This window comes from Microbacterium sp. NPDC019599, assembly GCF_040632175.1.
Taxonomy (GTDB): Bacteria; Actinomycetota; Actinomycetes; order Actinomycetales; family Microbacteriaceae; genus Microbacterium.
Window position 1 is genome coordinate 78,921 of record NZ_JBEYBL010000010.1, and the last position, 17,995, is coordinate 96,915.

General features: G+C 70.7%; 15 protein-coding genes. 3 read left to right on the forward strand and 12 right to left on the reverse strand.

Annotated elements, in window-relative coordinates; translation table 11 throughout:
* Window positions 1-80: 80 nt before the first annotated feature.
* Entirely contained in the window at window positions 81-2,825 is a 2,745-nt protein-coding gene (locus tag ABZ477_RS15925) for an ExeM/NucH family extracellular endonuclease (protein WP_360135181.1), read from the reverse strand.
* 167 nt (window positions 2,826-2,992) lie between these two features.
* Here ABZ477_RS15925 and ABZ477_RS15930 point away from each other — a divergent pair, with 167 nt between their 5' ends.
* Window positions 2,993-3,502, forward strand: coding sequence for a low molecular weight protein-tyrosine-phosphatase (locus tag ABZ477_RS15930; RefSeq protein WP_360135183.1), 510 nt, complete (start codon window positions 2,993-2,995; stop codon window positions 3,500-3,502).
* Window positions 3,503-3,542: 40 nt separating this feature from the next.
* Window positions 3,543-4,964: an adenylosuccinate lyase gene (purB, locus tag ABZ477_RS15935; protein ID WP_360135185.1), complete on the forward strand. Its 1,422-nt coding sequence runs from the start codon at window positions 3,543-3,545 to the stop codon at window positions 4,962-4,964.
* 15 nt (window positions 4,965-4,979) lie between these two features.
* Here purB and ABZ477_RS15940 read toward each other — a convergent pair whose 3' ends face one another.
* The 10 genes from ABZ477_RS15940 to ABZ477_RS15985 form a co-directional block, all read right to left on the reverse strand.
* A complete protein-coding gene (locus tag ABZ477_RS15940; RefSeq protein ID WP_360135187.1) occupies window positions 4,980-8,300 on the reverse strand; it encodes a PKD domain-containing protein in 3,321 nt (1,106 codons plus the stop codon).
* 181 nt (window positions 8,301-8,481) lie between these two features.
* Window positions 8,482-8,823 (reverse strand): amino acid transporter, encoded by a 342-nt coding sequence (locus tag ABZ477_RS15945; RefSeq protein ID WP_360135189.1) that lies wholly within the window; start codon window positions 8,821-8,823, stop codon window positions 8,482-8,484.
* Window positions 8,820-9,470 carry an acyl-CoA synthetase gene (locus ABZ477_RS15950; RefSeq protein ID WP_360135191.1) on the reverse strand — a complete coding sequence of 217 codons (651 nt, stop codon included), beginning with the start codon at window positions 9,468-9,470 and terminating at the stop codon, window positions 8,820-8,822. The genes ABZ477_RS15945 and ABZ477_RS15950 overlap by 4 nt, the downstream gene beginning before the upstream one ends.
* Window positions 9,471-9,651: 181 nt before the next feature.
* Window positions 9,652-10,830 carry a cystathionine gamma-synthase gene (locus ABZ477_RS15955; RefSeq protein ID WP_360135193.1) on the reverse strand — a complete coding sequence of 393 codons (1,179 nt, stop codon included), beginning with the start codon at window positions 10,828-10,830 and terminating at the stop codon, window positions 9,652-9,654.
* Window positions 10,827-11,825, reverse strand: a complete 999-nt coding sequence (locus tag ABZ477_RS15960; RefSeq protein WP_360135195.1) for a pyridoxal-phosphate dependent enzyme — start codon at window positions 11,823-11,825, stop codon at window positions 10,827-10,829. Before ABZ477_RS15960 ends, ABZ477_RS15955 begins: the two co-directional genes overlap by 4 nt.
* A gap of 264 nt (window positions 11,826-12,089) precedes the next feature.
* A complete protein-coding gene (locus ABZ477_RS15965; protein WP_360135197.1) occupies window positions 12,090-12,755 on the reverse strand; it encodes a hypothetical protein in 666 nt (221 codons plus the stop codon).
* The gene (locus tag ABZ477_RS15970) at window positions 12,752-13,228 is read right to left on the reverse strand and encodes a MarR family transcriptional regulator (protein WP_360135199.1); all 477 of its coding nucleotides are present in this window, start codon (window positions 13,226-13,228) and stop codon (window positions 12,752-12,754) included. Before ABZ477_RS15970 ends, ABZ477_RS15965 begins: the two co-directional genes overlap by 4 nt.
* Before the next feature lie 64 nt (window positions 13,229-13,292).
* Complete coding sequence (locus ABZ477_RS15975; protein ID WP_360135201.1) at window positions 13,293-14,228, reverse strand: aldo/keto reductase; 936 nt, start codon at window positions 14,226-14,228, stop codon at window positions 13,293-13,295.
* A gap of 110 nt (window positions 14,229-14,338) precedes the next feature.
* Window positions 14,339-15,271: a trypsin-like peptidase domain-containing protein gene (locus ABZ477_RS15980; protein WP_360135203.1), complete on the reverse strand. Its 933-nt coding sequence runs from the start codon at window positions 15,269-15,271 to the stop codon at window positions 14,339-14,341.
* A gap of 69 nt (window positions 15,272-15,340) precedes the next feature.
* On the reverse strand, window positions 15,341-16,525 hold the full coding sequence (locus tag ABZ477_RS15985) for an epoxide hydrolase family protein (protein WP_360135205.1): 1,185 nt from the start codon (window positions 16,523-16,525) through the stop codon (window positions 15,341-15,343).
* Between the two features lie 98 nt (window positions 16,526-16,623).
* Here ABZ477_RS15985 and ABZ477_RS15990 point away from each other — a divergent pair, with 98 nt between their 5' ends.
* Entirely contained in the window at window positions 16,624-17,190 is a 567-nt protein-coding gene (locus ABZ477_RS15990) for an NADPH-dependent FMN reductase (RefSeq protein ID WP_360135207.1), read from the forward strand.
* 6 nt (window positions 17,191-17,196) lie between these two features.
* Here ABZ477_RS15990 and ABZ477_RS15995 read toward each other — a convergent pair whose 3' ends face one another.
* Window positions 17,197-17,994, reverse strand: a complete 798-nt coding sequence (locus ABZ477_RS15995) for an alpha/beta fold hydrolase (protein WP_360135209.1) — start codon at window positions 17,992-17,994, stop codon at window positions 17,197-17,199.
* Window position 17,995 lies beyond the last annotated feature (1 nt).

The following is a 17,995-nucleotide window of genomic DNA, read 5'->3' on the forward strand; positions in this document are numbered from 1 at the left end:
GAACGAGCGGAGCGCGGCGCGCTCACCCGAGGGGTTCGGGAGAACGCGCCGCGCTCGGCGCGCTGTGCAGGAGCGAGGGGCTACGTGCCCGGGCCGACCGTCACACGGACGCTCGTCGTCGTGCTGTTGCCCGCGGCATCCGTCGCCTTGTACGTGATGTCGTAGACGGCCTTGTTGGCGGCACGCACCCGGAAGGTCGTGTCGTCGACGGTCGTGATGGCGGCCTTGGACGATCCGGACGCCGTGGCCGAGACCAGCTCGACCGTGACCTCGCCACTGTCGTCCTCCGCGTCCACGTCGACCGTCACGGTGCGCAGCGCGTTGGCCGGCGGGAAGATCACACTCGGCGACACCGTCACCGCGAGGGTCGGCGGCGTCGTGTCGAGGTCGATCCCGACCAGGACCGGGTCATGGTCGCTGGAGCGGTACGGGTCGGGGGCGAACAGCCCCGTGACCTGGCTCGCGGGCTTGAATTCGGTGTTGTAGTCGAGCACCTGCGCCTCGTCGGCGTTGATCGACCACGTCGACGCGCCGGTCACATCGTCCACGAGACCCGGGCCGGCGAGCGCGTGGTCGAGGTAGCCGAGCTGGCCGTCGAAGACGTACGAGTACGCGTCCTCGCCCTGGTGTGCCAGGAGCAGGTCCGTGTACCCCGCGTCGATGAAGACGTCGATGGGGTCTTCCTTGTCGTACGAGTTCAGGTCGCCGATGATGAGCGTCCGGTCGCCGGTGCCCTGCTCCGTCGGGTCGCTCGCGAGCCAGTCGACGAGCGCGAGCGCCGCATTGGTGCGCGTGATGTTGCAGTTGCCCGAGCCGTCGCCCGTGTCGGGGTCGCCGACGGCGTTGCAGTCGGAGCCCTTGGACTTCAGGTGGTTCACCGTGACCGTGAACGGCTCGCCGCCCTCGAGCCCGCGGAAGGTCTGCGCCAGCGCGGGACGGTTGAGCGTGTCGATGAAGCGGGGGTCGACCGTCGAGGTGAGCAGCGCGAAGTCTCCCAGCGGCTCGACCGTCGTCGTCTTGTAGACGAATGCCGTCGTGATCACGTCGGTGCCGATCTTCGGAGTGTCGATGTAGGCGTAGACGTCCTCGCCGATGAAGTCGTTCAGCGCGTTCGTGAGCGTCTCGACAGCGGGCACGGCGGGCGGCACGGCGTCGCCGTTGTTCTCGATCTCGATGAGACCGAAGACATCGGCGTCGATCTCGGCGAGCGCCGACACGATCTTCGCCTGCTGCCGCGCGAGCTCCTCCGCCGTGTTGGCACCGCGCGAGCCCAGCGTCGTGAAGTAGTTCAGGACGTTGAAGCTCGAGACCTCGAGGTCGCCGCCGACAACGGGTGCGCTCGTGCGCGGATTGACCGACCGGTAGACGGGAGGCTGGGTCGGCTGGATGCCGTACTCGGTCGCCTCGGCTCCGGTGCGCTTGCGCTGATCGAGGATGCCCGTGACCCCCGTGAGCGTGTCACCGCCGCGGAAGACGTGGTCGAGCGTGAAGGGCGCGCCATTCGGGTGGTAGAGCGGGTCGGGGTTCTGCCTGGACCTCGCGTCGTCCACGATGATCTGCTCCTCGGCATGCGCTGCCGCGAGCGCCGCGGCCTCGGGCCCGGGCTCGATCGTCGCGGTCGGCTGGTACTGCCGCTCCGGAGAGACGGTCACGGCGTCGAACCGGCCGAACTCGAAATACTCCGCGATGGTCAGCGTCCCCGCAAGCGTCACGTACATGCCCTCGTGCGCCTCGCGCTGAGCCTGCGTGAGCGGAAGCGCGAGCTCGATCGGCGCGGGGACGTCGCCGCCCGTCTCGCACACCTCGGTGTCGCTCGCCGTGACCTCGGTCAGGCCCTGGAACTCGCTGACGGCACCCGCCACGTTCACGACGTCGCCCACGGACACGTCGATGATCCCGTCGCCGTTGCCCGGAGTGTCGTCGCCGTCGTTCTGATAGACGAAGATGCCGTCGGATGTGGCCGAGTCGCCGTCACCGGCATCCTGCAGGTAGAAGCCGTCGAGATCCGTCGTCTGGAAGTCCGCGACGACGGTGCCCTCGATGCGGACCGTCGTGCCGTTCGCCGGCGACGTGGCGCCGGAGCCCTGAACGGAGCCGATCGCGACGGTGGACGCGGTGCAGTCGGCGTCGCCTGCAGGCGCCTCGGGCTTCGGGACGAGCGCGTTGGCGGCCCCGGGCGTGTTGAAGGCCTCACCGAAGGTCGGCGTCCCGGCGATGTTCGGGAGCCCGGCGCGGTCGAAGTCGTTGCGCACCCAGTCGGCCGTCGTGTCGGTGTCGGTCCCATCGGGGATGCGGGATGCCGCTCCCACCGCGTTGGCGCCGCCATCGAAGGATGGGCTGAGGGTGACGGGACCGTACGTCACATCGGCGCCCTCGGCATCCCGCACCGCCACCGAGTCGACGACGACGAGGCCGGCCGCGTCGACGACGCCGTCGTTGTTCGTGTCGATGTCGCTCCCGAGGACCGGGATCGTGCCTGTCACGAGCAGCAGGCTCATCGTGCCGTTCTCGAGCTCGTTGCCGGGGAGGTCGAAGAGCACACGGCCCGACGCGTCGGGCGTGCCCGGCCCGAAGACGCCGTCCACGACGCCGATCGCCGTCCCCTCGCCCTCGATCTCGAGGACGCGGTACGAGGCCAGATCAGTGCCCGGCGTCGACAGCAGCTCGATGTACTCGATGACATCGGTGCCATCGTGGTTCGCGAGGAACTCGTTGATGACGACGGGACCGTCGGCGGCCGCGGCGGGCGGCGCGGCAGCGAGGGTCCCGAGGGCGAATGCCCCCGTGACGAGATAGGCGAGCGGGCGGCGGACAGGGTGTTTCACGGGGGTCTCCTCGGCGAGCGCGTGCGAACGGAAGGCCTCATGAGCCTCCCGGCGCCACGCTAGGCGAGCCGGGGCCGCGGCGGAAGATCTTGCGGTGGCCGACAGGTGAACGATATGGGCCGGATTCGGTCTGTCCTGCGGGCGTGTCAGGGAACAGAATGGAGGCCATGAGTGCCAGCGCCGTGGAGCCCTTCCGCGTCGTCTTCGTCTGCACCGGGAACATCTGCCGCTCGCCCATGGCCGAGATCGTGTTCCGCGAGTTCGCCGCCTCTGCAGGCCTGCGCGATCGGGTCGGCTCGACGAGTGCGGGGACGGGTGACTGGCATGTCGGCGAGCAGGCGGATCTGCGGACGATCGAGGCGCTGGAGCGCCGCGGCTACGACGGCGCGCTGCACCGCGCGCGCCAGTTCACGCTCGGGGACTTCGCGCACAACGACCTCGTCGTCGCGCTCGACCGCAGCCACGAGCGCATTCTGAAGGGCTGGGCGCGCGGCGAGGCCGACGCCGACAAGATCGCGCTGCTCATGTCGTTCGACGCGCAGGCGCGCACGCTCGACGTCCCCGACCCGTACTACGCCGGCCCCGGAATGTTCGACGAGGTGCTCGGTATGATCGAAAGCGCGAGCCGGGCGCTCTTCCGGCAGCTCGAACCCGCGATCCGCCCCGCCGTCGTCTGATGGTGCGAAGCGGCGCGCGAAGCGTTGCGACGGGAGTCCCGTGACCTCTTCTTCCGCCCTCGGCATCCAGCCCCTCAGTCCCCTCGACGGCCGCTACCGCGCCGCCGTCGCGGACCTCGGCGACTACCTCTCGGAGGCGGGCCTGAACCGCGCCCGCGTCGAGGTCGAGGTGGAATGGCTGATCGCCCTCACCGACCGCTCCCTCTTCGGGACGCGTCCCCTCGGCGAGGTCGAGAAGGACCGCCTCCGCGTGCTGTACCTCGACTTCGGACCCGACGAGATCGCGTGGCTCGCCGAGCGCGAGGCCGTCACGCGCCACGACGTCAAGGCCGTCGAGTACCTCGTCCGCGACCGCCTCGCGCAGCTCGGCCTCGACGGCATCGCCGAGCTCACGCACTTCGCCTGCACGAGCGAGGACATCAACTCCACCGCATACGCCCTCACGGTCAAGCGCGCGATCGAGGAGGTGTGGCTGCCCAAGCTCCACGCCGTCGTCAAGGCGCTCAGCGCACTGGCCGTCGAGCACCGGGATGCTGCCATGCTGTCCCGCACGCACGGTCAGCCGGCGACCCCCACGACGATGGGCAAGGAGCTCGCGGTCTTCGCGTGGCGCCTCGAGCGGGTCGCGGCGCAGGTGGCGGCATCCGACTTCCTCGCGAAGTTCTCGGGGGCCACGGGCACCTGGTCGGCGCACCTGGCCGCGGAGCCGGATGCGGCGTGGCCCACGATCGCGCGCGAGTTCATCGAGTCGCTCGAGCTCGGCTTCAACCCGCTCACGACGCAGATCGAGTCGCACGACTGGCAGGTCGAGCTGTACGACCGCGTCCGCCACGCGGGCGGCATCCTGCACAACCTGGCCGTCGACATCTGGACCTACATCTCGCTCGGCTACTTCGCGCAGATCCCCGTCGCGGGTGCGACCGGCTCATCGACGATGCCGCACAAGATCAACCCGATCCGCTTCGAGAACGCCGAGGCCAACCTCGAGATCTCGGGCGGGCTGCTCGCGACCCTGTCGCAGACGCTCGTGACCTCGCGCCTGCAGCGCGACCTCACCGACTCCACGACGCAGCGCAACATCGGCGTCGCCCTCGGGCACTCGCTCCTCGCGCTGGACAACCTGCTGCGCGGCCTCGGCGAGATCTCGCTCGCGGAGGACGTGCTGCTGGCCGACCTCGACGGCAACTGGGAGATCCTGGGCGAGGCGATCCAGACCGTCGTGCGCGCCGAGATCGTCGAGGGCCGCTCGCAGATCACGGATCCGTACGCGCTGCTCAAGGAGCTCACGCGCGGCCGCCGGGTCGGAGCCGAGGAGCTCGCCGAGTTCGTGCGCGGCCTCGACATCGGCGACGCCGCGAAGGACCGTCTCCTCGCGCTCACGCCGTCGACCTATGCGGGGCTCGCCTCGGAGCTCGTCGACCTCCTCTCCGCCGAACGGGAGGCCGACGAGCCGCGAGTCTGACCCGGCCTGCCGCCGCTACGGCGCATTCACCTGCAGGTCGAGGACGCTCAGCGTGATGGGCGCGTTGTTGGCCGAGCCCGACAGGTAGCTGTAGACGCCGACGGCTCCGGGCGCCTGCAGGGCCGCCGTCGTGTCGGTCGCGGTCGTCCACGTCGAGGGCTCGGTCGTGCCGTCCTTCCACGCGCGCGCCTGCAGCGTCGTCGTCCCGGTGCCCGTCACGCGGAACCGCACGTTCCAGACGTCGCCGGGGACGTAGACGGTGCCGAGCCCCTGCGCGGCCAGCGTCGTCTCGGCGCCGTTGACCGTTCGCGCGAGCGTCATGGTCGTGCCCGTCGCCGTGGACTGGAGCTTGACGCGGTAGTCGGACGTCCCGATCCTCCGTACGACGAAGGACGTGTAGATCCCGCCGCCGCTGCCCGGCTTGTCGTAGCCGAAGCGCGCCACGGTCTCCGAGTCGCGGGCGCTCACCGCCGTGAGGTACGCCGACGGTCCGGATGCCGCAGCCATCCGCAGGGTTCCCGCGCCGCCCGCGACCGCGAAGTCGCTCGGGGCTCCGCTGATCGCCCACGCGCCACCCGTGTCCGCCGACCCCCAGCCGCCCGTGACGGACCGGCTGAAAGCATCCGCTGCGATGACGGATGCCGCAGCCACCGTCACCGACTGCGTCTCGGTGTCGGTCCCGCCGGCATTGTCGGTCACCGTCAGCGTCACGGAGTACGTGCCCGGGTTCGCGTACGTGTGGCTCGGCGTGGGTCCCGTATCGGTCGTGCCGTCGCCGAACGTCCACGAGTAGCCCGTCACGATCCCGTCCGGGTCTATCGAGGACCCCGCGTCGAACGATGCCGTGAGGGCGTTCGTGCTCGACGTGAAGGCCGCCACCGGGGGCTGGTTCGGAGGCGGCGGGCCGCCTCCTCCGTTGCGCGCGGCGTACAGCGCCTGGATGTCGGTGAGCGACAGGGCCGTCGGGTAGATCGCGACCTCGTCGACCCCGCCGATGAAGTTCACCGTGTTCGGCACGCTGGGCCAGCCGATGAGGGCGCTCCCGCTGAGCGCATCCCCGCCCAGCCGCCAGTAGCCGAGGTACCGCTCGCCCTGCGTCGTGTCGGCGCGCTGCGCGACCAGTGCACCGTCGACGTAGAGCCTCATCCCCTGAGAGCTCATCGTCGCGGTCACCAGATGCCACTGGTTGTCCCGGTACGTCGCCGACGACGTGACGGTCCGCGCCGCGCCGGTCTCGCTGCGGACGCCGAAGATGAGGCGCCCCGCGTTGTCCATGTAGATGTGGCGGTCATGGTGGTCCGAGATGCCGTTCTGGAGGTCGCCGAAGCCCAGGATCCGGCCGCCGCGCGTCGTGTTCGTCCGTATCCAGACCTGGGCCGTGAACGTGTCGGGCGCCGTCACGGTGCTGAGGTTGCACGAGGCCGTCGAAGGGCAGTTCCCCGTGAAGATCCGGCTGAAGTCGTTGTCGCCCAGCGTGGCGGCGCTGTCGCCTGTGACGGCACCCGGCTGGTTCCACGTCACCCCGGTGTCGGCGCGCCCGTCGGTCACCCCGACGTTGTCGGGGGACGTCGGCGTCGCGGCGCGGTCCGTCGCGACGAGTCCGGAGGTCTCGTTCAGCGGCCAGTAGATCCGCGCGCCGAGGCTGCGCACGAGTGCCGCATACGCGTTCGCGGTAGCGAACGACGTCGGCATCGTGACGGACGTCGGGGCGCCGAAGACGGTGTTGCCGTCTGCGTCGTTGACGACGACCTGGTACGTGTAGGACTGCCCGGGCGACAGCCCCGTGTCGACGAAGCCCTGCGCCGGCAGCGTCCACCAGTTCGAATTCGCCGTCGTGGTCTTCACCGTGGTCCCGTTGCGGGTGATCCGGTACGCCAGCGTGTAGTCGTCTCGATCGAACCCGGCCGGCCAGCTGACCCGCAGCGCCGTCGTGGAGACGGGAACCAGGGTCGGGATGAGCGTTCCGTTGACGAATCGCGGACCCTCGCGGGCGGGTGCGATGGGCTTGCGGGCGAAGCGCACGAGGCCCTGCTGGCCGACGCCGTTGACCGTGGGGAACTCGCCGGCGTAGGCGACGTAATCGGCGTTGCCCTCGACGGTCCAAGCCGCCTGGTACTGACCCGTGTAGGTGCCCATCGTCATGTCGGGGTTCCAGTTGATGAGCGCCGGACCCTGTCGCCCCCGCCAGTTCGCGTAGTTGAGCGGGTCGTTCAGGATGTCGCCGGTCTGCGTGTCGTTCCACGCGAGTGCGAACTGGAACTTCCACTGCTCGTATTGCGGAGCGCCGTCGCCCATGTTCCCGCAGAAGTGCGAGTGGCTCGCGCCGTACACGATGCCGTTGCTGACGAAGCTCGAGTAGGTGTCGCCGTGACAGTCCACGACCCATTGCAGCGTCCCCGGGTTCGCGACGGACGCCTTGAAGATGCCCTCCAGGTTGCCGCCGTTGCCGAACACCCAGCCCGTCCCGTAGACGTTCTCGCCGACGACCTTGAGGCTCGTCCAGCCGGCGTTGTTCCCGGCGTTGCGCGGAGAGGGCGGGCTCGTCACGCTCGCCAGCTGCCACCCTGTGTCCAGGGCGCCCGACGCGGCGTCGATCTTCGCAAGGCCGTAAGCGGGCTGACCGCCGACGTTCTGGAACGAGCCGGCGGCGAACACGGCGTTCTGGCTCGCGCTGTAGGCGAGCGCCCACACGGTGTAGTCGGCGTTCGGGTTCCACGACAGCAGTGCTCCGGTGCTCGCCGAGAAGGCTGCGAGGTTGTTGCGCGGAGTGCCTCCCGCACCCTGGAAGCCGCCGCCCACGTAGACGGCGGTGTCTGTGGCAACGACCGCGCGCGCCGAAGCGGTGACGCCCACCGGAGTGAAGGACATGTCGAGCTGACCGGTCGCGGTGCTGTAGGCCGCGAGCCGCTGACGCTGCTGCCCGTTGGCGACGCTGAAGTCGCCGACGACGTAGATCCGCGAGCCGTCAGGGGATGCCGCCACCCCGCGCACCTGACCGTTGAGGCTCGGATTGAAGTTCGTGTTGAGGTTGCCCGTCGTGATGTCGTACGACAGGAGGTTGCTGCGCGGGGTCTGGTTCGTGCCGGGCGCGGCACCGGCGGGGCGGGCCTGGCTGAACGAGCCGCCCGCGTAGACGGTGTTGCCGACGACGGCCTGCGACCACACGACTCCGTTGATCTGCACTGTCGGCAGCCGATCCGCCGTCACCGCCGCCGCGGGACGCGGCTGGATGGGCGTCGGAGCGGCGAGCGCGGCCGGCACGGGCCCCAGCAGAGCCACGACCAGCAGACCGGCGACCACGCCGGCCAGTCCGCGCGAGATTCGGAATCCAGACACGCCACACCAACCGATCCCCGTCGGGTCGGCGGACTACCCCAGGGTCGTCGAGACGGAACCTCGTCGGCCGATGTGAGCGACCGTCGGACTCGGACGGCTCACCCTTTCCCAAGGCGCAGGTCCACAGCGAGCCCGCGCTTGCGGACACGCTAGCGCAGGTCCGGAAAGGAAACCAGAGACGTCAGGTGCGCGGCTGGTCGCCGGCGGGCGCGGCATCCGGCGCATCGCCCTCGGCATCCGCCTGCTCCTTGTCGAGGAGGACGGGACGGTCGACGGTCTTCTCGATCTGAGCGGGGTCGACGGCGAGGAGGAGCAGCGACACGATGAGCAGGACCGCGATGAACGCGACGCCGGCGGCGATCGCCGCGATGACGCCCACCTGCTGCAGCTCGGCACCCGTGCGGTTCTGGAAGAATCCCATCGAGACGAGCGTCACGATGCCCGTGAAGGCGGCCGCGCCGAAGGCGAGACCGAGCAGCTGGACGGGCTTCATGAGGTCGCGGCGAGTGGGCTTGTCGGTCATGAGGCTTTCTCCTGATCGGATGCCGCGGCCGTGCCTTCGGCTTCGGGCTCGGCGGGCGAAGCCGGCGCGACGGCGGCGCGACGCGGCGAGAAGCCCGCGATGCCCAGATACACGGCGATGATCGCCGCGTAGGCGCCGAAGATCCCGACCCCGATCGTGATGCCGGTGAGGGTGAAGGACTGACCCGCGTCCGCGATGTAGTACTCGAGCGCGTATTTGGTCGGCACGAAGAGGAGGCCGACCGCGAGTGCGAGCGTGAGGATCCCGACCGTGAGCGAGTCGCGCGCCTCGCCGTGACGCTGCGCGTCGTCGGCCAGGATCGCCGCACGGCGCTGACGGATGCCCGCGGTCGTCTCGATGACGCCCGCCAGGACCGCCCACACGATGACGACGACGAAGAACAAGGTGGTCGTGCGCCACGTCGTGACGCCGCCGACCATCCCCGCGATCATGGTGACGATCGCGAGGAGGACGGACGGCCAACGGCTTCCGGCCGGGTGGACCAGCCACACCGCGACGAGGAACACGATAGCGTTCGCGATCGCCCACCCGCTGAAGACCGCCATGCCGACGGCCGCCGAGTGGTCGGGCGAGAACGTGATCATTACGGCCGCGAGCGCCGCGAACACGGCACGCGCGAGCTGCACGTGCCGCACCTCGAAAGTGCGCGGAGCGGGCGTTGACGACACAGGGGTACTCGGAGAGGAGGAGACGGAAGGGATGCTTCCAGTCTAGGTCGCCGCCGGATCAGGAGTTTCCCCGCCGCCGCCGGCGTCGTGCTGCAACGGCGTGGTTGACCTGTCGATCGGCGGCAGTGGCGCCCGTGACTCAGAGCTGGCGGAGCGCGTCGTCGAGGTCGGCCAGGAGGTCGTCGACGGATTCGATGCCGACCGAGAGCCGGACGACCTCCTCAGGGACGGCAAGCTCCGTGCCGCGGACGGAGGCGTGCGTCATCTCGTCCGGGTAGTTGACGAGCGACTCGACGCCGCCCAGCGACTCGGCGAGCTGGAAGATCCGCGTCGACTCGGCGAATCGCCGCGCGGAGGGCCCGTCGGCCAGGGCGAGCGACACGATGCCGCCGAACCCCGACATCTGGCGCGCCGCGATCTCGTGCCCCGGGTGGTCGGCGAGGCCGGGGTAGTAGACGTGTGCGACGCGTTCATGTCGCGAGAGGAATTCGGCGACGGCGCCGGCGTTCTCGCTGTGCCGCTGCATCCGCAGCGCGAGCGTCTTGATGCCCCGCGTCGTGAGGAACGCGTCGAGCGGGCCTGACACGGCGCCGACCGCGAACTGCAGGAACTTGACCTTCTCGGCGAGCTCGTCGTCATCGACGACGAGTGCGCCGCCGACGACGTCGGAATGCCCGCCGAGGTACTTGGTGGCGGAGTGCACGACGACATCGGCGCCCAGCGCGAGAGGCTGCTGCAGCGCGGGCGAAGCGAACGTGTTGTCGACGACGACGAGCGCTCCCGCCTCGTGGCCGAGCCGCGCGAGCCCCGCGATGTCGGTGATCTTCAGGAGCGGATTGCTCGGCGTCTCGACCCAGAGGATGCGGGCGTGGCGCGCCGAGAGCTCGGCGGCGACAGCATCCAGGTCGCTCATGTCGATGACGCGGACGCCGACGCCCCACGGACCCAGGATCCGGGCGAGCAGGCGGTACGTGCCGCCGTAGACGTCGTTGCCGAGAAGGACCTCGTCAGCGGGCTGGAGCACGGCCCGGAGCAGCGCGTCCTCCGCCGCGAGGCCGGACGAGAACGAGAACGCGTGAAGTCCGCCCTCGAGTGCGGCGAGCTGACGCTCGAGCGCCGTGCGCGTCGGGTTGCCGCTGCGCCCGTACTCGTACCCGCCGTGCAGCCCGCCTATGCCGGCTTGGGCATACGTGGTCGAGAAATGCACCGGTGGGATGACGGCGCCCGTCGTGGGATCGAAGGCCTGGCCGGCGTGGACGGCGAGGCTCTCGAAGCCGCGGGCAGGGACGCCGGTGCGGGCGGCGGGCGTTTCGGTCACGCGTTGCTCCTCGAGGTGGTGTCTGCGGATGCGGTCGAGTCGGCGGAGTAGCCGTGCTCCGCCATCCAGTCGTCGTCGAACAGCTTGCTGAGGTATCCGCGCCCGTGGTCGGGCAGCAGGACCACGACGACGGCCTCCGCGGGCAGGTCGCGCGCCGCGCGGAGTGCCCCCACGACCGCCATCCCGCTCGAGCCGCCCACGAGCAGTCCCTCCTCGCGTGCGAGGCGGCGCGTCATGGCGAACGACTCCGCGTCGCTGATACGATGGATCTCGTCCACGACGGAGGGGTCGTAGGCCTCCGGCCAGAAGTCCTCGCCGACTCCCTCGACGTCGTAGCCGTGCACGGGCCCGCCGGAGTAGATCGAGCCGACGGGGTCCACGGCGACGATGCGCACCTCGCCCGCCGAGGCCTCCTTGAGGAACCGCCCGGTCCCCGTGATGGTCCCGCCCGTCCCGACGCCGGCGACGAAATGCGTCACGCGCCCCTCGGTGTCGCGCCAGACCTCCGGGCCGGTCGTCTCGTAGTGGCTGCGCGGGCCGTTCTGGTTGGCGTACTGGTTGGGCTTGTACGCCCCGGGGATCTCGCGCACGAGCCGGTCCGACACGCTGTAGTACGAGCGCGGGTCCTCCGGCTCGACGGCGGTGGGTGCGACGACGACCTCCGCGCCGTAGGCGCGCAGCACGGCACGCTTGTCCTCCGCGACCTTGTCGGGGACGACGAAGATGCAGCGGTAGCCGCGCTGCTGCGCGACGAGCGCGAGCCCGACGCCGGTGTTGCCGCTCGTCGGCTCGACGATCGTGCCGCCCGGCTTCAGGAGTCCCTCGCGCTCGGCCGCGTCGATGATGTTCCCGGCGATGCGGTCCTTGGAGGATCCGCCGGGGTTGAAGTACTCGACCTTCGCCAGCACGGTGGCTTGGATGCCGTCGGTGACGTGATTGAGACGGACGAGGGGCGTGTTGCCGACGAGGTCGGCGACGGTCTGCGCGTATCGCACGGTGTGTCCTTGGGTTAAGGCCGCGCATCGAGTGCGCGGGAGCTGTCGGGGTCGTCGAAGGAGATGCGGTGGAGCACTCAGCGACAACAGCGACAGGTCAGCACGTCTCGAAGCCTACGGGCAGCCGCGCGGCGCGGCTCTTCTGTTACGTCACATCACGCTACGCCGCGGGAATGGCCCCGTCGATGGGGGCGCCGGTCCGGGCCGTCGCATGCCCGTCACGGAATGCACCGGCGGTCCCGGCGCGCACCGGCATCGAGCCGCTCACGGGATGTGCTGTCGCACCGCCTCCATGAAGCCGTCGAGGTCGTCGGCCCACAGGCGCACCGAGGTCACCGTCTGCTCGCCGCCCTTCGGCGCACGGCCCGGCAGGCGCACGACGGTGGGCCGCTCGAGGGCGATCTCCACGTTGGTCTCGTGCTGGATGCGGAGGAACAGCATCCGCCCGTCGTCCGTCTCGACGATCCGCGGCGACTTCGGCTCGTCGATGCGCGTCCCGCGCGTGACCGACGCGATGTCGTCCCACGAGAGCGGGATGTCGGTCTCGAGACCTTCGCGGACGCGGATGCCGTCTGGTCCCACGGTGTGCGGCTTCACGAGGTAGGCGCACAGGAGGCCCACCATCCAGGTCACGCCCCAGATCCCGAGGACGAGGAGGATGATCCGCGGGACGGGCCAGCGGTGCACGATGAGGTCGATGATCGGGATCTCGACGGCGGAGAGCCCGATGAAGATGAGCAGGATCGTGAGGACGGGGCGGTGATATCCGAAGCCCGTCGCCCCGGGCGCGATCGCGGGCCGTCGCGCGACGGCTCGGCCGATGCTCGCGTAGATCCGCAGCTCCAGGAGCACGGCGCGCCAGATGAGGGCGGCCGCGCCCTTGACCCTCTCGCCGAGACCGGGCTTGGCGAGGACGGGCGGCGCCGTCATGGGCGGGGTCCGGATGCTGCGCCCGCCGCCTGCGCCTGCGCGGCGGCCTCGTCGACGAGCAGCGCCAGCCGGTCGGCGATCGCCTCGACGCCGCGCTCGACGGCGGCCCGGTCCGCGGGATCGACGGCATCGAGGAGCATGGCGCTGAGTTCGACGTGCTCCTGAACCGTCCGGGCCATGAGCTCGGCGCCGAGATCCGTGAGGTGCACGAGGATCGCGCGGCGATCGGTCGGATGCGGCTCACGGCGCAGGTACCCAGACTCCTCGAGCACGTCGACGAGTGCCGTGACGTTGCGCGGCGTGACGTCGAGCGCGTGCGCGAGGGCCTGCTGCGTCATGGCGCCGGAGTGCTCGAGCACCCAGAGCACCCGCATCCGCGCCGCCGACAGCGGTGTGCCGGCGAAGGCGCGCGCCATGTCGCGGTCGAACAGGGCCCCGATGAGGAGCAGACGGTCGAGGATCGTGGGTTCCACACCGTTACCCTACTACATCATTACCTATATTCACGATATAGCCGGCGCTTGGGGGCGCCCCGCGTCAGGGGACGCGATAGCCCGCAGCGCGGAAGAGCTCGTACCACTCCGCGCGGGTGAGCGGGATATCGGACCCGAGCGCCGCCCCGGCGACGCGCTCGGCGTTCGTGGTTCCGAGCACGACCTGCATGCCGGCGGGATGCCGCGTGATCCAGGCCGTCGCGATCGCGATCGCCGGCACGCCGTACTTCCCGGCCAGGCGGTCGATGACGGCGTTGAGCTCGAGGTAGTGCGGGTTGCCGAGGAAGACGCCCGTGAAGAATCCGGCCTGGAACGGCGACCAGGCCTGGATCGTGATGCCGTTGAGGCGGCAGTAGTCGACGATGCCGCCGCCGTCGAGGGTCACGGACTGCTCCGTGCCCTGCATGTTGGCCGCGACTCCCTGGGCGATGATCGGCGCGTGCGTGATCGACAGCTGCAGCTGGTTCGCGACGATCGGCTGCCGGACGGACGCCTTGAGCAGTTCGATCTGCCCGGGCGTGTGGTTCGAGACGCCGAACGCGCGCACCTTGCCGGCCGCCGACAGCTCGTCGAAGGCGCGGGCGACCTCGTCCGGCTCGACGAGCGCATCCGGACGGTGGAGCAGGAGGATGTCGAGATAGTCGGTGCCGAGGGCGGTCAGCGAGCCCTCGACCGACGAGACGATGTGCTCGTACGAGAAGTCGAAGTACGGACCGGGCTGCCGGATGCCGCACTTCGTCTGGATCGTGATCTGCTCGCGCTCGGACGGCGTGAGGCGCAGCGCCTCGGCGAACCGCCGCTCGCACGCGTGCAGGGCGCCGCCGTAGATGTCGGCGTGGTCGAAGAAGTCGATCCCGGCGTCGCGCGCCGTCGAGACGAGCGTGCGGATCGCCTCGTCGTCGAGGTCGGCGATCCGCATGAGGCCCAGGACGACGTTGGGCGCGGGGCGATCGAAACCGGACAGCTCGATGGTCTTCATGATTCGGGTTCCTCTCGTGGCGCGGTCCACGTCAGGCACCGTCACGCCAGAGACGATCCTCGCGCAATCCGGCCCGACGCGCGACGCGTGCGCGGCCCGGACCGCGGGGGTCAGCCGGTGCGGAGCTCCTCGGGCTCGACGACGACGTCGACGAGGGCGCCGTTGCGCCAGAGCGTCATCTCCATCCGCCGCCCGATGGCGTTCTCGACCATCTGGCGCTGGACGCCCGTCACGGTCGTGATGGGCGTCCCGTCGAGGGCGATGACGATGTCTCCGCGGCGCGCGCCGGCGTGCTCGGCGGGACTTCCCTCGACGACCGACGCGACCTGCATCCCCGTGCGGGCGCCGACCTTGGCGGCGACGGCAGGTGCGAGCGGCACCTGCGCCCCGGCGACGCCGAGCCATGCCCGGCGCACGCGCCCCGTGCGGATGAGCGAGTCGATGATCTCGCGCGTCGTGGGGTTGATCGGCACGGCGAGCCCCAGGCCGATGCCCGCGACGGCCGTGTTGACGCCGATCATGCGGCCGCGGCTGTCGGCGAGCACGCCGCCGCTGTTGCCGGGGTTGAGCGCGGCATCCGTCTGGATCACCTCGTCGACGACGCGACCTGCCCGCGTGGGCAGCGAGCGCCCGAGCGCCGAGACGATGCCGGCCGTCACGCTTCCGGCCAGCCCGAGGGGGTTGCCGAGCGCGACGACGAGCTGCCCGACCCTGAGGCCGGTCGCATCGCCCCACGGGACGGGCGGCGGTGTGTCGCCTTCGGCCCGGAGCACGGCGAGGTCGCTCAGCGCATCGCTGCCGACGACCGTCGCGGGCAGCTCGGTGCCGTTCGCGAAGGCGACCGACACGCGCCCCGCGCCCTCGACGACGTGCGCGCTCGTGAGCAGGTGCCCGTCGCCCGAGATGACCGACGCGCTCCCGCCGCCCGAGCCGCGCGACGAGCGCACCGCCACGGCGGCGACGGAGGGCAGGACGGATGCCGCGACCGCCGTGACCGCCCGCGAGTAGGCATCGAGCACGTCGTCATCGTCCATGCCGACCATCCTGTGCCTCCGCCGGCTGCCGGGGTCCGGTGTTCGCGGTGGGCTGACGGGCGGCCGGACCGTCGATCGTCAGGCGAACTCGGCCCGGTACGGACGGAAGAACTCCCGCAGCTCCTGCGCGTAGACCTCAGGCTCCTCGAACGCCGCGAAGTGCCCGCCGTGGGGCGGCTCGGTGACGCGGACGAGATTCGTCGTGCGCTCGAGCCACGCCCGCGGCGGACGCACGACGTCGCCCTGGAACAGCGCGAACCCGGACGGCACCTCGACCCGCCGGCCGTGCTGCGCAGGCGGGATCGCGGCGTTGGCGCGGTAGAGGCGCATCGACGATCCGATCGTCTCGGTGAACCAGTAGATCGAGACGTTCGTGAGGATCTCGTCCTTCGTGAACCTCCGCTCGACGGCGCCGCCGCAGTCGCTCCACGCGCGGAGCTTCTCGACGATCCATGCCGCGAGCGCGGCCGGCGAGTCGTTGAGTCCGACTGCCGCCGTCTGCGGCTTCGTCCGCTGGATCGCGGCGTACGCACCCTCTGTCGCACCCCAGGCGGCGGCATCCCGCATCCACTCGCGCTCCTCCGGCTCGAGGTCGGACGGATCTCCGGGATAGACCGGGATGCCGGCATCCGTCCTGTGCACCGCGACGACGCGGTCGGGGTGGTCGAGCGCGAGGTAGCGGCTCACGTGGCTGCCGACATCGCCGCCCGCGGCCCCGAAGCGCTCGTAGCCCAGCATCGGCATGAGCTCGGCCCACAGCCCTGCGATCGCGATGACGTCGAGCGGCGCACCTGTGGGCCGATCGGAGTACCCGAACCCCGGCGCGTCGGGCACGACGACGTCGAAGGCGTCGCCCGGATCGGCGCCGTGCGCTCCCGGGTCCGTGAGCAGCGGGATGACCTTCGTGTAGCGCCAGAACGAGTCCGGCCAGCCGTGGCTCAGGACGAGCGGGACCACGGGACCCGCCGGCGCGACCGCGCGGGCATGGACGAAGTGGATGCCGGGCCCGCCCGCCGAACCGGCCCCGCCAACCCGGGCGCGGAACCGCGGGAGCCGGTTCAGCTCCGCCTCCTGCGCCGACCAGTCGAATCCGTCGGCCCAGTAGCCGACGAGCTCGCGGAGATACCCGGGATCCGTGCCGTACGCCCAGCCCGCGTCCTGCGGAGCGTCGGGCCAGCGGGTCGCCCGCAGTCGCGCGCGCAGGTCCTCGATCGCTGCGGGCGGGGTGTGGGACACGAACGGCTGGGGAGCAGCATCCGTCATGTCGTCACGCTACTCACGCCGCCCACGCGTCGCGCAAGGGGGTGCCCGCATCTCCTGGGCGCGGGGAGGATGGGCGCTCATCGGCGAAAGGAGCAGTCATGGCCTACAAGGTGGGGTACTTCGTCGGGAGCCTCTCCTCGACATCCATCAACCGCACGCTCTCGAAGGCGCTCATCCGGGTCGCGCCGGACGATCTGGAGTTCACCGAGATCGGCATCCGGGACCTGCCGCTCTACAGCCCGGACTACGACGACGACTACCCGCCCGCCGCGCGCGAGCTCAAGCAGGCGATCTCCGGAGCGGATGCCGTCCTCTTCGTGACGCCCGAGTACAACCGGTCGATCCCGGGTGCGCTGAAGAACGCGATCGACTGGGCGTCGCGACCGTACGGGTCCAACGCGTTCGATCACATCCCGGCGGCGGTCATCGGCGCCTCGATCGGCTCGCTCGGCACGGCGCTCGCGCAGCAGAGCCTGCGGGCCGTCCTGAGCTTCTGCAATGCGCGCCAGATGACGGCGCCCGAGGCCTACATCCAGTTCGACCGAGACGTGTTCGGGACAGACGGCTCGGTGTCCGACGGCGACACCGAGGAGTTCCTCCGGGGGTACATGGCCGAGTTCCGCGAGCACATCGCGCGCGTGCTCACGGTCCTGCCGCGGACGTGACGGCGCTCACGGCTGGGTGAGGAAGGCCAGGGCCTCCTGCCGGAAGACCCGCGATCCCGGGGTGTTGAAGTGGTGGCGGCCGGGGATCTCGACGAACCGGCCGTCCGGCGTCGCGTCGGCGAGCAGGCGGGAGCGCTCGAGGATCGCATCCTCGCTGCCCGTCGCGAAGAGCACGGGCTGCTGCGGCGGTCGCGCGGGATCGGGGTCGGCATCCCCGAGCCGCATTCCTTCGGCGAGCGCGACGAGCACGCCCAGATCGTTGCCCGGCACGCGCTCCGCGAGCGTGATGTAGTTCTGCGTCACGCGGTCCCGGACCGGGATGCCGCGCTCGGCGTAGTCGCGCGCCTGTCCGATGTCGACCCGCGCGAGGGGGCGGCCGTCGGGGATGCCGCCCAGCACGCCGCGCGGCACGCGGTGCGGATCGTCGACGAGGAGCTGCCAGCCGACGCGCCCGCCGAGGGAATAGCCGGCGTAGAGCACGGTGTCGAGCAGGTAGGTGTCGAGCACGGCGAGCAGGTCGCCGACCAGCGCGGGCATCGTGTAGTCGCGCGGGTCGTGCGGCTTGTCGCTCGCGCCGTGGCCGCGCTGATCGACCCCGAGGACGCGGAACCCGGCTCGCAGCAGATCCCGCACCCAGCCCGTGTTCACCCAGTTGTCGCGGCAGCTCGAGGCGAAGCCGTGCACGCACAGCACCGTCTCGGCGCTGTCGTCGCCCCACGAGTACGTCGCGATCCGATGCCCCTCGGCAGACATCACGTACTGCGGGTCGGGCATCTCGGTCAGCGCGGACGGCGTGCTCTCCATC